The 14,089-nt window shown below is 72.5% G+C and carries 11 protein-coding genes; 5 read left to right on the top strand and 6 right to left on the bottom strand.

Annotated features, from left to right (window positions below):
• Positions 1-33 precede the first annotated feature (33 nt).
• Entirely contained in the window at positions 34-765 is a 732-nt protein-coding gene (locus R2D22_RS03475; RefSeq protein WP_318101135.1) for a response regulator transcription factor, read from the top strand.
• On the top strand, positions 762-1,874 hold the full coding sequence (locus R2D22_RS03470; RefSeq protein ID WP_318101134.1) for a sensor histidine kinase: 1,113 nt from the start codon (positions 762-764) through the stop codon (positions 1,872-1,874). The genes R2D22_RS03475 and R2D22_RS03470 overlap by 4 nt, the downstream gene beginning before the upstream one ends.
• 8 nt (positions 1,875-1,882) lie before the next feature.
• Here the strand turns inward: R2D22_RS03470 and R2D22_RS03465 are convergent, their stop codons facing one another.
• Positions 1,883-2,947 (bottom strand): NAD-dependent epimerase/dehydratase family protein, encoded by a 1,065-nt coding sequence (locus R2D22_RS03465; protein WP_318101132.1) that lies wholly within the window; start codon positions 2,945-2,947, stop codon positions 1,883-1,885.
• 144 nt (positions 2,948-3,091) lie between these two features.
• Here R2D22_RS03465 and R2D22_RS03460 point away from each other — a divergent pair, with 144 nt between their 5' ends.
• Both R2D22_RS03460 and R2D22_RS03455 read left to right on the top strand, forming a co-directional pair.
• Positions 3,092-3,661 carry a DM13 domain-containing protein gene (locus R2D22_RS03460; protein WP_318101131.1) on the top strand — a complete coding sequence of 190 codons (570 nt, stop codon included), beginning with the start codon at positions 3,092-3,094 and terminating at the stop codon, positions 3,659-3,661.
• A 105-nt stretch (positions 3,662-3,766) separates the two neighbouring features.
• A complete protein-coding gene (locus R2D22_RS03455) occupies positions 3,767-5,341 on the top strand; it encodes a multicopper oxidase family protein (protein ID WP_318101130.1) in 1,575 nt (524 codons plus the stop codon).
• Positions 5,342-5,428: 87 nt separating this feature from the next.
• Here the strand turns inward: R2D22_RS03455 and R2D22_RS03450 are convergent, their stop codons facing one another.
• From R2D22_RS03450 to R2D22_RS03435, 4 genes are read right to left on the bottom strand one after another with little or no spacing between them, the layout of a single operon-like run.
• Positions 5,429-6,796 (bottom strand): cytosine permease, encoded by a 1,368-nt coding sequence (locus R2D22_RS03450; protein ID WP_318101129.1) that lies wholly within the window; start codon positions 6,794-6,796, stop codon positions 5,429-5,431.
• A 32-nt stretch (positions 6,797-6,828) separates the two neighbouring features.
• Positions 6,829-8,271 carry a YlbE family protein gene (locus R2D22_RS03445; RefSeq protein WP_318101128.1) on the bottom strand — a complete coding sequence of 481 codons (1,443 nt, stop codon included), beginning with the start codon at positions 8,269-8,271 and terminating at the stop codon, positions 6,829-6,831.
• Positions 8,268-9,815 carry an acyl-CoA synthetase FdrA gene (gene fdrA, locus R2D22_RS03440; protein ID WP_318101127.1) on the bottom strand — a complete coding sequence of 516 codons (1,548 nt, stop codon included), beginning with the start codon at positions 9,813-9,815 and terminating at the stop codon, positions 8,268-8,270. Before fdrA ends, R2D22_RS03445 begins: the two co-directional genes overlap by 4 nt.
• Complete coding sequence (locus tag R2D22_RS03435) at positions 9,812-10,738, bottom strand: oxamate carbamoyltransferase subunit AllH family protein (protein ID WP_318101125.1); 927 nt, start codon at positions 10,736-10,738, stop codon at positions 9,812-9,814. The genes fdrA and R2D22_RS03435 overlap by 4 nt, the downstream gene beginning before the upstream one ends.
• 115 nt (positions 10,739-10,853) lie before the next feature.
• Between R2D22_RS03435 and R2D22_RS03430 the strand changes: the two genes are divergently transcribed.
• A complete protein-coding gene (locus tag R2D22_RS03430; RefSeq protein ID WP_318101124.1) occupies positions 10,854-11,789 on the top strand; it encodes a carbamate kinase in 936 nt (311 codons plus the stop codon).
• A 324-nt stretch (positions 11,790-12,113) separates the two neighbouring features.
• Here the strand turns inward: R2D22_RS03430 and R2D22_RS03425 are convergent, their stop codons facing one another.
• Positions 12,114-14,078, bottom strand: coding sequence for an alkyl/aryl-sulfatase (locus R2D22_RS03425; protein WP_318101122.1), 1,965 nt, complete (start codon positions 14,076-14,078; stop codon positions 12,114-12,116).
• Positions 14,079-14,089 lie beyond the last annotated feature (11 nt).

Below are 14,089 nucleotides of genomic sequence, written 5' to 3'. Positions count from 1 at the left end.
CCACCCGCGGGCGCGGATGCGAGGCTGTGCGGCATGAGCGAGCGCACTGCCCCCGGAAGCGGGGCCCGGGTCCTGGTGGTGGACGACGACCCGACGGTCGCGGAGGTCGTCACCGGCTATCTGGAGCGGGCCGGTTTCGCCGTCGAGCACGCCGCCGACGGATCCGACGGCCTGCGCCGGGCGGAGGAGCGGTGGCCTGACCTCGTCGTGCTCGATCTGATGCTGCCCGGCCTGGACGGTCTGGAGGTCTGCCGGCGGCTGCGGGGGCACGGACCGGTGCCGGTGATCATGCTGACGGCGCGCGGTGACGAGGAGGACCGGATCACCGGCCTCGAAGTGGGCGCGGACGACTACGTCACCAAGCCGTTCAGCCCGCGTGAACTCGTGCTGCGCGTCGAGTCCGTTCTCCGCCGCAGCCGCGCGGCGACGGCCGGCGAGCCGCCGGAGATGCTGCGCGCCGGGGAGCTGACCGTCGACCCGGCGACCCGCAGGGCCACCCGAGCGGGCGCCGAACTCGCGCTCACGCTGCGGGAGTTCGACCTGCTGGCGCACTTCCTGAGGCATCCCGGCCGGGCGCACAGCCGGGAGGACCTGATGCGGCGGGTGTGGGGCTGGGACTTCGGCGACCTGTCCACCGTCACCGTGCACGTGCGGCGGCTGCGCGCCAAGATCGAGGACGATCCGGCCCGGCCCGCCCTGATCCAGACGGTCTGGGGCGTCGGCTACCGCTTCGAACCCCACCACGCGCAGGAGCGGACGGTATGAAGGACGTCCTCCTCATCGCCGCGTTCGCCCTCGCGGGCGCGGCCGGCGCCGGGCTCGCCGGTGCGGTCGCCCTGCGTCTCGTACGCCACCGTTCGGTCGCGCTGTCGCTCACCGTCGTCGCCGCCGTGACGGTGACGGCGATGCTCGCCGGGACGCTCGCCGTCGCCCGGGCGATGTTCCTGTCGGCGCACGACCTGTGGGTGGTGACCGTCGTCGTCGCGATGGCCGCCCTGGTGTCCCTGTGCACGGCTGTCGTCCTCGGCCGGTGGGTGGTGGCCCGCAGCCGTGCCCTCGCGCGGGCCGCGCGGGACTTCGGCGACGGCGGCAGCTTCTCCGCGCCCGACGGTGCCGCCACCGCCGAACTGGCCGCGCTCACCCGGGAACTGGCCGCCACCAGCGCCAAGCTCGACGCCTCACGCCGCCGCGAACGCGCCCTGGAGGCGTCCCGCCGGGAGCTCGTCGCCTGGATCTCGCACGACCTGCGCACCCCGCTCGCCGGGCTGCGGGCGATGGCGGAGGCCCTGGAGGACGGCATGGCCGCCGACCCCGCCCGCTACCACCGGCAGATCCGCACCGAGGTCGAGCGGCTCACCGCCATGGTCGGCGACCTGTTCGAACTCTCCCGCATCCACGCCGGGGCGCTGATCCTCAGCCCCAGCCGCATGTCCGTGTACGACCTGGTGGGCGATGCCCTGAGCGGCGCCGCCCCGCTCGCCCACCAGCAGGGTGTGAGACTCGTGGGGGAGGAGGTCGAGGCCGTGCCGGTCGAGGTGGACGGCAAGGAGATGACGCGCGTGCTCGCCAACCTCCTCGTGAACGCCATCCGCCACACCCCCGCCGACGGCACGGTCGCGGTGGCCGCCGAACGCCGGGACGGTGGCGTCGTCGTGTCCGTCACGGACGGCTGCGGCGGCATCCCGGACGAGGACCTGCCCAGGGTCTTCGACACGGGCTGGCGCGGCACCGAGGCCCGTACCCCGCCGGCTGGGGCCGGGCTCGGCCTCGCCATCGTCCGCGGCATCGTCGAGGCGCACGCCGGCCGGGCCGAGGTGTGCAACGTGCCCGGCGGCTGCCGCTTCGAGGTCACCCTGCCCGCGGCCGCCGGCTGAACAGGGCGTCAGCCGCCCGGAGTCGCGGACGCCCGCTGTCCCGCCCGGGCGAACTCCGCCATGCCCTCCGCGAATCCGGTCTCCGGGCGCCAGCCGAGGTCGCGGCGCAGCCGTGACGAGTCCGCGGTGATGTGCCGGACGTCCCCGAGCCTGAACTCGCCCGTCGTCACCGGCAGCGGACCGCCGTGCGCCCGTGCCAGGGCCGTCGCCATCTCGCCCACGGTGTGCGGATCGCCGCTGCCGGTGTTGTACGCGGTCAGCGCGCCGGGCGGCAGTGCGCCGGCGGCCTCCAGCGTCAGGACGTTCGCCGCCGCCACGTCGCGTACGTGGACGAAGTCACGGCGCTGGCCGCCGTCCTCGAAGACGCGCGGGGCCTCGCCCCGGGCGAGAGCGGAGCGGAACAGGGAGGCCACCCCGGCGTACGGGGTGTCCCGGGGCATGCCCGGCCCGTACACGTTGTGGTACCGCAGCGACACCGCCGTACCACCGGTCGACCTGGCCCACGAGGCGGCCAGATGCTCCTGGGCGAGCTTGGTCGTGGCGTAGACGTTGCGCGGGTCGGCCGGCGCGTCCTCGCCGACGAGACCGGGCGCGAGTTCGGCGCCGCACGCCGGGCAGTGCGGTTCGAACCGGCCCGCCGAGAGGTCCTCGGGGAGGCGCGGGCCCGGCCGCACGAGAGCGTGCCGGGGACACGCGTACCGGCCCTCCCCGTACACCACCATCGACCCGGCGAGGACGAGCCGCCGCACCCCGGCCTCCGCCGTCCCGGCCAGCAGGACGGCCGTGCCCAGGTCGTTGCAGCCCACGTACGCGGGGGCGTCGGCGAAGTCCTTCCCCAGGCCGACCATGGCGGCCTGGTGGCAGACCGCGTCGACCCCGCGCAGCGCCGCCCGTACGCTCGCCGCGTCCCGGACGTCCCCCCGCAGGAACTCCGCCGCGGGCGGCTCCGGGGCGGTGGCGTGCGCGCTGGGCAGCAGCGCGTCCAGTACGACCGGCTCGTGACCGGCCTCGGCGAGCGACCTGACGATGTGCGAGCCGATGAACCCGGCTCCTCCTGTGACGAGTACACGCATGGCCGCGACGCTACGGACCGGCACCGCCCGGCGGGGCCGCGCGCGCCGGGCCGTAAGACTTCCGTCATCAGGCCGGGCCTGTTCCGTCCGGGCGGCTTCGATTTGGATGGCCGGAGGAGAAGGAACATCCGAAGGAGGCACGCCGTGGGGCGTTTCAGGACCGAGCGGCGATGGAGGGCGGCGGCGGTTGTCGCCGCGGTGGTCGTCGCGGCCGGGCTGGTGTGGTTCAAGCCGTGGGCGCTGTGGGTGGACGAGACCGTGCACGAGGCGCTGCCCGCAGCGCAGGCCACGCCGACGCCCGGGAGCCCGACCTCCGCGATGCCGTCATCCGCCGCCACGCCGTCCACCGCGCCGAGCGGGCCCGTCACCGTCGCGCGGGGCTCCTTCATCAGCCACGAGCACGCCACGACCGGCACGGTGAAGATCGTCCGGCTCGCGGACGGCGGCCACACGCTCCGCCTCGAAGGGCTGGACACGAGCAACGGCCCCGACCTCCGCGTGTGGTTGAGCGACGCACCGGTCAAGGCGGGCACGGCCGGCTGGCGTGTGTTCGACGAGGGCAAGTACGTCAACCTCGCCAAGCTCAAGGGGAACAAGGGCGACCAGAACTACGCACTGCCGGCCGACGTCGACTGGGCGGCCTACCCGAGCGTGAGCATCTGGTGCGACCGCTTCGACGTCTCCTTCGGAGCCGCACGGCTCGTCCGTACCTGATCCTCCGCACAGGTGGCGGCCATCGCTGTGTGTCATCCGGGCACCCTTGCCCGAGTTGATCTAGATTGCCCGCTTGTGCGAAGAAAAGGAATCAGTCGTCGATCGGTGCTCAAGGCCCTCCCTGCCGGCCTCGTGGCGGCGCCCGGCGGGGCCCTGGTCGGGCGGCACGCGACGGCGTCGCCCGCGCCGTTTCCGCAGCCGGTCGTGGCGGCCTCGCGGCCGGTGCTCGGCTGGGGTCCACCCATGGTCGACCAGACCCTCGACGTCCGCTTCACCGACGTCTCCGTCCCGGGCCTCGGCTCCGTCACGACACGCACGTACAACGGCACGATCCCGGGGCCGACCCTGCGCGTGCGCGCCGGTCACACGCTGCGGCTTACGCACATCAACGGCCTGCCGCCCAACCCGCCCCACACCGGCGAATCCCACGAGCCGCACCACGCCAACAGCTTCAACCTGCACACCCACGGGATGCACGTCTCCCCGTCCGGGAACGCCGACAACGTCCTGCGCGAGTTCGCGCCCCGCACCGCCGACGAGGCCGCTGCGGGTGCCGCGGAGCCGACGTACGTCACGACCGTCGACGTCCCGGCCGACCACCCCGCCGGCACCTACTGGTACCACCCCCACCTGCACGGATCCACGGCCGAGCAGATCGTCGGGGGAATGGCCGGGGTGATCGTCGTCGAGGGCGACGTCGACGACGTCCCCCAGATCAGGGCCGCCGCCGACGTCGTCGTCTGCATCAGCGAACTCAAGATCAAGGACGGCAGGGTCCCCGCCTTCACCTCGGGCCGCTGGGTGGCCGGCATCCCGTCCACCTTCACAGTCAACGGCGCCGTCAACCCCACCCTCACGCTGCGCCCGGGGGAGGTCCAGCGCTGGCGACTGGTCGCCGCGACGGCCTTCACAGCCCTCCGGCTCACGATCACCGGAGACCGCGGCGATCTGCCCATGCATCAGATCGCCCAGGACGGCGTCACCTTCGCGCGGCCGGTCGCCCTGACGGAGGTGGGGCTGGTCATGGGCAACCGCGCCGACGTCCTGGTCCGGGGCGGCACACCCGGCAGCTACACACTGCGGGCGGCCGGGCTGCCCGGGCCGCTGATGACGATCCAGGTGACGGGCGAGCCCATCGAACCGCCGATGGAGCTGCCGGTCACCCTGCCGCAGGGAAGGCCGTTCCTGGACGAGCGGGAGGTCGCCGACCCCGACGCGGACCGGGAGGTCGTCTTCCACGCCGACTCCGGCGTCTTCACCGGGGCGTTCCCCAACGCCTTCCGGATGCTGGGCACCCACGCGACCCCCGCGGCCGACCCGGGCGGCGACCTCACCCACGACAAGGCCTACGGCCTCTTCGACCCCGACTACACGAATCACACCCTGCGCCTCGGCACGGTCGAACGATGGACCGTCCGCAGCGACGAGACCGTGCCGGCGTTCAACCACCCCTTCCACCTGCACACCAACCAGATCCTCCTCACCCACCGGAACGGCGAGCGGCTCGATCCGCCCGTCTGGCACGACACCGTCGGCCTGGCCGGTGGCGCACCCGGTCAGTCCGTCACCTTCCTGGTCAGGTACGAGGACTTCAGCGGCCGCACCGTTGCCCACTGCCACCAGCTCCATCACGAGGACCTCGGCATGATGCAGACCGTCGAGTACGTCCCGGGCTCGTAGCCGTCGGCGGCGACGACGGCGAAGCGCCCCCGCCGCACGGTGCGGTGGGGGCGCTTCGGTCTCGTGGGAGTCCCGGGGCCGGGTGGGCTATCCGGCGGCCGGGACCTGTGCGGTGTCCTGGGCCGGCCGGTCCTGGGACCGCTGGGGCGCGAGCCGTTCCAGTACGGCGTAGGCGACCACCGCGACGACGAGGCCGGTGACCGCGTCGGAGAGCTGCGGGGCGAACCAGTGGGCCAGGCCCGCGCCCGCCGCGCCGATCGCCCAGGCGAGGAAGGCCGTGGTCCGCACCTTCTCGGTGGGACGGCGGTCCATGGCGCCCCGGCCGCCGCGGGCGAAGAACTGGTCGGCGATGAGCACGCCGCCGAGCGGCGGGACGAAGACGCTCAGGATCACCAGCCAGCTCAGGAAGTGGTTCCAGACGCCGGCGAGCGCGGCGAGCGTGCCGACGACACCGAGGACGACCGTCATCAGCCGCATCGTCCGGCCCGTCAGGTGGGACCAGCCCAGGGCACCGTTGTACAGGCAGTGGCTGCACACCGAGCCGAGGTTGACGAAGACGAAGACCGCCGCGAGCACGTTGAGGAGCGACGAGCCCTCACCGGTGAGGATCGGCAGGAAGTCGCCACCGGCCGTGGCGGGCAGGGCGACCGCGCCCGCCGCCACCACCAGACCACCCGTGACCTGTGCGATCACGCTGGCCATCGGGAAGGCGCTGACCGTGGCGAGGACGGCCTGCCGGCCGTTCTTCGACCAGCGGGTGAAGTCGGCCGTCATCGTGCCCGAGTCGGCGAAGGTCGCCATGATCATGGAGACCGCGGCACCGAAGGTGAGGGCGGCGTCGCCACCGACGCCCTGGTACGAGAAGACCGCGCCCAGGTCGTGGTCCTTCGCGGCGATGACCAGGGCGGTGACGCCCGCGATCACGAAGAGCGGGGCGGCGACCGCGCCCAGCCAGGACAGCGCCTTGATGCCCAGGTACGTCAGGGCTATGAAGCCCAGTCCGGCCAGGAGCGCGACGAACTGCTCGTGCCAGCCGAAGGCCTGGTGCAGGGTGGCGCCGGTGGCGCCGGTGTTGAACGCGAACCAGCCGACCACGATGGTGGCGAGGAACGCGGAGGCGATGATGTAGCCGGTGCGGCCGAAGGTCCGCGTCGCCTGGAGCGAGAAGCTCTCGCCGCTGGTACCCGCACGGTGGCTGAGGATGCCGACGTACAGGAGCATCACGAGGTTGGCGACCGCGATGGCGGCCAGCCCTCGCCAGAAGCCGAGCAGGGCGACGACCACGCCGCCGGGGACGGCGTTGGTCAGGATCATGGGGAATCCGAACCAGACGGCCGAGACCGTCAGGAGCGACTTGCGGCTGTGCGCCGGGACGGGGCTGTGCTCGTACTCGGGGTCGAGTTCCCGTCCCGCGGGGGAGCCCTGCTCCTCCGCCGTGGTGCGGTGTGTGTTCATCGTGTCCGGTCTTCCGGGAGGGCTGTCGCGCGTCAGGCGAGAGCGGCGGCGAGGGCGGTGGCAGCCTTGGTGAAGGCCTCGGCCGGCGGGTGGGTGATGCCGGCGCCGATCATTCCGATGCCGGCCTCCTTGTGGGCGATGGCCGTGTTGATGATCGGCAGGATCCCGGTGTCGATGACCTTGCGGACGTCGATGCCGGTGGGCAGGCCCTGGAAGTCGAGGGCCGGGATGGTGACGTTGGGGTTCTGCGCCGTGGTGATCTCGCCCATGTCGCGGGTGTAGCCCATGGCCTCGGCCACGGTGCCGCCGACCAGGGCGACGATGGCGGGCGCCGCCGACATGGCGAAGCCGCCGAAGCCGTACGTCTCGGTGATCGCGCTGTCGCCGATGTCGAGGCCGGAGTCCTCCGGCTTGTACCCGGCGAACATCGGGCCGACGACCTTCTGCGCGGGGCCGGTGAACCACTGTCCGGGCAGGCCGGCGACGCGGATGCCGAACTCGACGCCGTTGCGGGCCATCGTGGTGACGATCGTGGAGTCCGGCACGCCGTTGGCGGCGTCCAGCGCGGCCTTGGCCATCGCCATCCACGTCGGGCCGGAGAAGTAGTCGGAGGACGCGACGAAGTCGAAGACCTCCTTCTTCTGCTCGGTCGTGAAGGACGACTGGAGCAGACCCGGCGCGAGCGCCTGGAAGAGCAGCAGCGTGCCGGCGCCGTTGCGGTTGTGGCACTCGTCGCCCATGTGGAGCGCCTGGGACAGCAGCAGGCGCAGGTCGACGGGGCCGGTGAACTCGACGGCCTCCTTGAGCATCGGGCCGAAGACGTCCCGCATCCACACCAGGCGGTCGATCACGCTCTGGTCGTTGGCGCCCATCCGCAGGATCTTCGCCATCTGCTCGGACAGGTTGGTGTACGCGACGTTGCCGTGCGTCTCGTTCTTCACGATGTGCAGGTACATCGACGCTGAGGTGACACCGGCCATCGAGCCGACCGAGTCCGCCTCGTGACACGGCTTGAAGGTGATCCGGCCGGAGGCCGCGACCTCGGCGGCCTCGTCGAGGTCCTCGGCCAGGCCCTCGAAGACGATCGCGCCGGTGACGGCGCCCTTCATCGGACCGTTCATGTCCTCCCAGGCGATGGGCGGACCCGAGTGGAGGATCGTGGTCGGGGTCATGCCGGGGACCACGTCGAGGGCCCGGCCGAAGCCGATCAGCATCGGGCGGGCGGCCATGATGCGCTCGACGGCCTCGGCGTTGGCGGCCTCGATCCGCGCGGCGAGCTCGGGGCGCTCCAGCGCGTCGAGGGCGCGGGCCGCCTCCGGGTTGCCGCCGCCGGGCGGGGTCCACTCCAGGGTGGAGACCTCGGCGTTCTGGGCCGTGATGTCGGCGTCGAACATGGCGAGGCCGACGTTGACGACACTCAGGTCGGAGGCGAACAGCCTTGCGGCCGGGGTGAGTTCGGTGGTCTCGGTGCTCATGCCTGTGCCTTCTTCGCGATCTCGCGGGCGAACCGGCCCGTCTCGGTGGAGCTGAGGGTGACGGTGACGCCGGCCGCGCGCAGGGCGGCGCTCTGGGCGGCGACGGAGGGGGTGTCCAGGTCGGTGCCGAGGACGTAGGCGACGAACTCCAGGTGGCGGCCGGCGTCCTGCGCGATGCGCCGGCCCTCCTCGATGGCGGGGAGGGTGGTGCCGACCGGGTCCTCGTGGGAGCCGAAGCCGAGCACGAAGTCCATGACGATCGCGGCGACTTCGGGGTCCTTGGCCTCCTCGACGATGCGCTCGATGCGCAGGGCGGGGTCGATCATCGGGTGCGGACGGCCGTTGGTGAAGTCGTCGTCGCCGAAGTCGAGGAAGGTGTGGCCGCGCGAGGCGGAACCGGCCGGGAGGCGGAAGTCGGCGTTCTTCTGGATGTTGGACCAGACGTCGAGCCCGGCGTCGCGCACGGCGTACATGGTCTCGTCGCAGAGGGTGCCGCCGCAGAACAGGCCGCGCACGTACTTCTGGCCCTCGGCCAGGCGGGAGACGACGGCGTCGGCGGCGGCCTCGGCGTCGAAGTCCTCAGCGGCGTTCCGCTCGACGCCGGCGAGCTCGACGGCCTTGCGGGCGGCCTCGAGGCTGCCGGCGGCGAAGTGGCCACCGGCGGCGGTGACCGCCTCCTCGGAGCCGTCGATGAACCAGACGACGACCGGCTTGCCCGCGGCGGCGGCCTCGGCGAGGACCTTCTTCTCCACGGAGGCGGCCGGCGGCTTGGAGACGAGGACGATGACGTCGGTGGCCGGGTCGGCGGCGAGCGCGCGGATGCCGTCGACCATCATGATGCCGCCGACCTGCTCGGAGAGGTCACGGCCGCCGGTGCCGACGAGCTGCGAGATGCCGCCGCCGAGCGCGTGGACGCGGACGGAGACCTCCTGCGAGCCGGTGCCGGAGGCGGCGACGATGCCGATCGAGCCCGGGCGGACCTTGTTGCCGAAGCAGAGCGCGATGTTGTTGATGATCGCGGTGCCGCAGTCCGGGCCCATCATGAACAGGCCCTTGTCGTGGGCGAGGTTCTTGAGCGCGATCTCGTCCTCGACGGCGACGTTGTCGCTGAACATCATCACGTGCAGGCCGCTCTCGAGGGCCTTGCGGGCCTCGCGGGCGGCGTAGGCACCGTTGACGGCGATGACCGCGAGGTTGGCGCCGTCGATGCCCTCGGCGGCGGAGGCGATGGTCCGGTAGGTGACCTCGCCGCCGCCGGCGGAGGCGGGAGCCTTGCGGGTGAGGAGGTCCTCGATCTCCGTGAGCAGGGCCTCGGTGTCGGCGCCGTCCTCCGCCACCAGGACGATCATGAGGTCGCCGCTCTCGGCGGACCGCAGCTCGTCGGTGAGCAGGCCGAGGTTCTCCAGCACCCCCTTGTTCATCTCGGTGCCCATGGCGGTGAACGCCTGGTCCACCCCGTCCAGGGCGTTGGCCTTGGTCGAGACGGACATCAGGGAGACGGAGTCGAAATAGGTGTTCTTCCGTACGACGGCTGTGATGCTCACAGCGGACCTCGCAGTTCTTCTTCCAGACGGAATCCGGCCGCCAGGCCGGACAGGGTGTCGCCGCCCGAGGTGTGGCCGATGGCCAGCACCTTTCGGACGGGAACGTTCAGGTCCCGCGCCGGGCGGTGCTCCGCCAACTGCCGCAGGAGGTCGAGGAGTTCGGCCCTGGCCCGGCCGTCGGCCGCCTCGGTCAGCGTCGCGAGGGCGAGGGCCGTGGTGCGCGCGCCGTGCTCGGCGAGTACGTCGCGCAGGACAGGGACGAGGGCGGCCAGTCGGCTGCCGGGCAGGGCCGCGACCAGGGCGAGGCCGGTCAGGAAGTCGTCGCCGGCCGGGGTGAGTCCGGGGCCGAGTCCCAGGAGGCCGAGGACGCCGCGCCGGACTCGGCTGTCGTCACCGGCCCGTACCCCGGCGACCAGCGTTGCCCGCCCCTCGTCGAGTGCGCGGACGACGGCGATCTCCATCGGCCCGGCGTCGGGTCCCGCGCCGAGCATGCCGCCGAGCGGGCCGTGCGTACGGCAGAGCCCGTCGAGGACGGTGGCGGCGGCCGCGAGCGCGCCCGGGGGAAGGGCGGTGAGGGAGGGAGCGGCGGCGTGCCAGGGGCGGGCGCCCTCGGTCGTCAGCCGGAGCGGCCGGTGGGGGTGCGGTACGTCGACAGAGATGTTCCCGGTTGCGAATGTCACACCGCGTCCGGCCTCCAGGCCGTGCTCCGTCCACGTGGCGACCTCGGTGACCAGAGTCCTGGGTGCGTCACCGCAGTCGCGGGCCGCGAGGGCGATCAGCGTTCCGTCCGGTGTCAGCAGGTTGACGACGCGGGTGAACACCGAGTGGACCGAGCCGGTGCCGGACAGGGTGCGCAGCAGGTCCAGCAGGCGCGCGTCGCCCGAGCCCGTCCGGAGCTCGCCGGCATGGTTGTGGCACCTCACCGTGCCCTCCTCGTCGCTGTACGTCCGTGACCGTCAGAGCCCCCTTCCGGTCAACCAATATTGGTATACCATTCTGGCTCTCATAAGCGAACACAAGCACCGCAAGGGAAATCACATGCGCATCGTCGTCGCACTCGGAGGAAACGCTCTCGCTCGCCGCGGGGAACCGATGACGGCCGACCGCCTGCGCGCCAACGTCCGGGGTGCCTGCCAGGCGCTGGCCGGTCTGGCCCGCGAGCACGAGGTCGTCATCACGCACGGCAACGGACCGCAGGTCGGCCTCCTCGCGCTGCAGAACCTCGCCTACCAGGACGTCGCGGCGTACCCGCTGGACATCCTCGGCGCCGAGACCCAGGGCATGATCGGCTACGTCATCCAGCAGGAGCTCTCGAACGCCCTGGCCGGCGAGCGCGAGGTCGCGGCCGTCCTCACCACGACCGAGGTCGACGAGGCCGACCCGGCCTTCGAGCGCCCCACCAAGCTGATCGGCCCCACCTACTCGGCGCAGGACGCCGCCGAGGCCGCGGCCGAGTACCGCTGGACCATCGCCCGCGACGGCGGCGCCTTCCGCCGGGTCGTCCCGTCCCCGGAGCCGCTGCGCATCATGCAGGCGCCGCTCGTCAGCACCCTTCTCGACAACGGCACGCTGGTCGTCTGCGTGGGCGGCGGCGGCGTGCCGGTGCGCACCGACTCCAAGGGCCGCCAGATCGGCATGCAGGCCGTCGTCGACAAGGACGCGGCCAGCGCCGCCCTCGCCGCCGACCTGAAGGCGGACATGCTGATCATGCTCACCGACGGCGACTTCGTCAGTCAGAACTGGGGCACCCCCGAGCAGCGCGACATCCTCACCGCCTCGCCCGAGGGCCTGGCCGAGCTCGCCTTCGCCGAGGGCTCGATGAAGCCGAAGGTAGACGCCGCGATCCGCGTCGCCCGGGCCGGCGGCCGCACCCTCATCGGTCCCCTGGAGCGCCTCGACGACCTCATGGCGCGCCGGGTAGGCACGGAGATCCGCGCCGACGTGGACGGGGGCGTGGTCTACGTCGGCGAGTGAGGTCGAGCCTCACTCTGATCGGTATACCGTTAGATCATCCTGGCGTGATCACGACCGGCCGCGCTGCGCGCCGCCGATCTGATCGGGGGTGCCGCCCGCCCGGCAGGAGGGGAAGAGCCCACCGCGCCGAGGGAGGCCCCTGTGGGCGCACCCTCGGCCGGCCGCCTTGCCCCGACGCGGGACGCCCCCCGGGCCTCCGCGTCTGCCGGATCTCGCACGGCCCTTCTCCGCGGCGGGGTGTGGACCCCCGACCACGGTGCGCGACCGGATCGTGGGAGGCGGCGCCACCGCGCAGGCCTCGCCGCCGGCACGGCACCGTGCCGTTCACGGGGTCACGATCGGGAATTCCGGCTCGGGCGCTTCGAGGACCGCGAGCAGCTGCGGCAGGAGGGTGCGGTCGCCCGTCATGGTGATGCCGTCGGTGCCCTTCCCGGCGAGCAGACCGATGAGTTGGGGCTTGGTCATCGTCATGGTCAGGCCGGCGTCGGGGTCGGGCCGGGTGTCCGTGGTCCAGGTGAGCAGGCCGTTGGCGAGGCGCAGGTGCCAGTGGTCGGCGCCGATGTGCCAGTCCATGGCGATCCGCAGCGACCAGGCCTTCGGGCCGTCGACGCGGACGGCGAGGCTGTCGATGATCTGGCCGACGGTCAGGGCCAGATACATGTCGGGCCCCAGGGCGGCGGTGGCGTGCGGCGTGATGCCGTGCAGGAGTTCCTGGGCCCCGGTGAGATAGAAGTTCCGCCACACGGCGTTCTCGACGGCCTGCCCCAGGCGGGTGTAGAGCGCGGCGAGTTGTCGCCTTGCCCGGCTGTCCCGGGGGTCGTTGAAGACGGCGTGGTTGAGCAGGGTGACGGCGAAGCGCACCTCGCCCCGGTCGGCGTAGTGCCGGGCGCGGGCGCGGACCGCGGCCTGGCCGCCCAGCGATTCCACCCAGAGCCGGGCCTCCTCGACGGGCGGGTGCTCCCAGAGGTGGGCCGGGTTGCCGTCGAACCAGCCCATGTACCGTTGGTAGACCGCTTTGACGTTGTGGCTCAGCGAGCCGTAGTAGCCGCGATTCGCCCAGACGCCTTCGAGCTGCGGCGGGAGCCGGAAGGTCTCCGCGATCTCGGTGCCGGTCATGCCCCGGTTGATCAGCCGGACGGTCTGGTCGTGCAGATAGCCGTACAGGTCCCGCTGGTGGGTGAGCAGCGCGACGATGGCGTCGTTGCCCCAGGTGGGCCAGTGGTGCGAGGCGAAGGCGACGTCCGCGGTGCCTTCGTAGAGGCCGATCGACTCGGTGAGGTAGCCGGCCCAGGCATGGGCGTCGCGCACCTGGGCGCCGCGCAGGGTGAGGATGTTGTGCATGGTGTGGGTGGCGTTCTCCGCCATGCAGACCGCGCGCAGGTCGGGGAAGAGGAAGTTCATCTCCTCCTGGCATTCCGCGCCCGGGGTCATCTGGAACCGGATCCGCACCCCGTCGAGGACGACCTCCTCTCCCGTCGTGCCGATGTACCGGGTGGGGGCGATGAGTCCGACGGTGCCGAGCGAGACCGTGAGACCGAGCCCGCAGCCGACCTGCGCGCCCGCGTTCTTGGGGAGCGTGGAGCCGTACATGTAGGCGGCGCGGCGCGCCATCGCGGTGCCGACGTACACGTTCTCGCTGACCGCGTGCTCCATGAAGCCCTTCGGGGCGAGCACGGGCACGCCCCCGGCGCCGTCCGGCAGTACGCCCCGGCAGCCGCCGAAGTGGTCGACGTGCGGATGGGTGTAGATCATCGCCCGGACCGCGCGGTCTCCGCGGTGCGTGCGATAGAGCCGCAGGGCCGCGGCGGCCGTCTCGGCGGAGATGAGCGGGTCGATGACGATGATGCCGGTGTCGCCCTCGACGATCGTCATGTTGGACAGGTCCAGGCCCCTGACCTGGTAGATCCGGTCGGTGACCCGGTAAAGCCCCTCGCGTGACAGGAGCAGCGCCTGCCGCCACAGACTGGGGTCGACGGTGTCGGGGCCGTCCTGATCGCCTGACTCCTCGGTGAGGAAGCGGTAGGCGCCCGGGTCCCAGACGGTCTTCCCTGCGGCGTCGGTGATCGGCCCGCCGGTGAACGCGGCGATGAACCCGCGGTCCGCGTCGGTGAAGTCGGCCTCGTCCTCGTACGGGAGCCCGTCGGTCCGCGTGGGGGTCGGCGTCTCCCCGGGCGGCTGCCCGCTCCCGGCGAGCGCCTGGGCGGTCTGCGGGTTCAGGGAGACGGAGGCGGCCGCGGCCCCCATCGCGGCGGCGGCCGCGACGAAGCCGCGCCGGTTCATCGGAGTCATGGCAGGGTCAC

The sequence above is a fragment of the Streptomyces sp. HUAS YS2 genome, assembly GCF_033343995.1.
Taxonomy (GTDB): domain Bacteria; phylum Actinomycetota; class Actinomycetes; order Streptomycetales; family Streptomycetaceae; genus Streptomyces; species Streptomyces solicathayae.
Note: the sequence above shows the minus strand (reverse complement) of the source record. Positions and strands in the feature narration are given on the sequence as shown.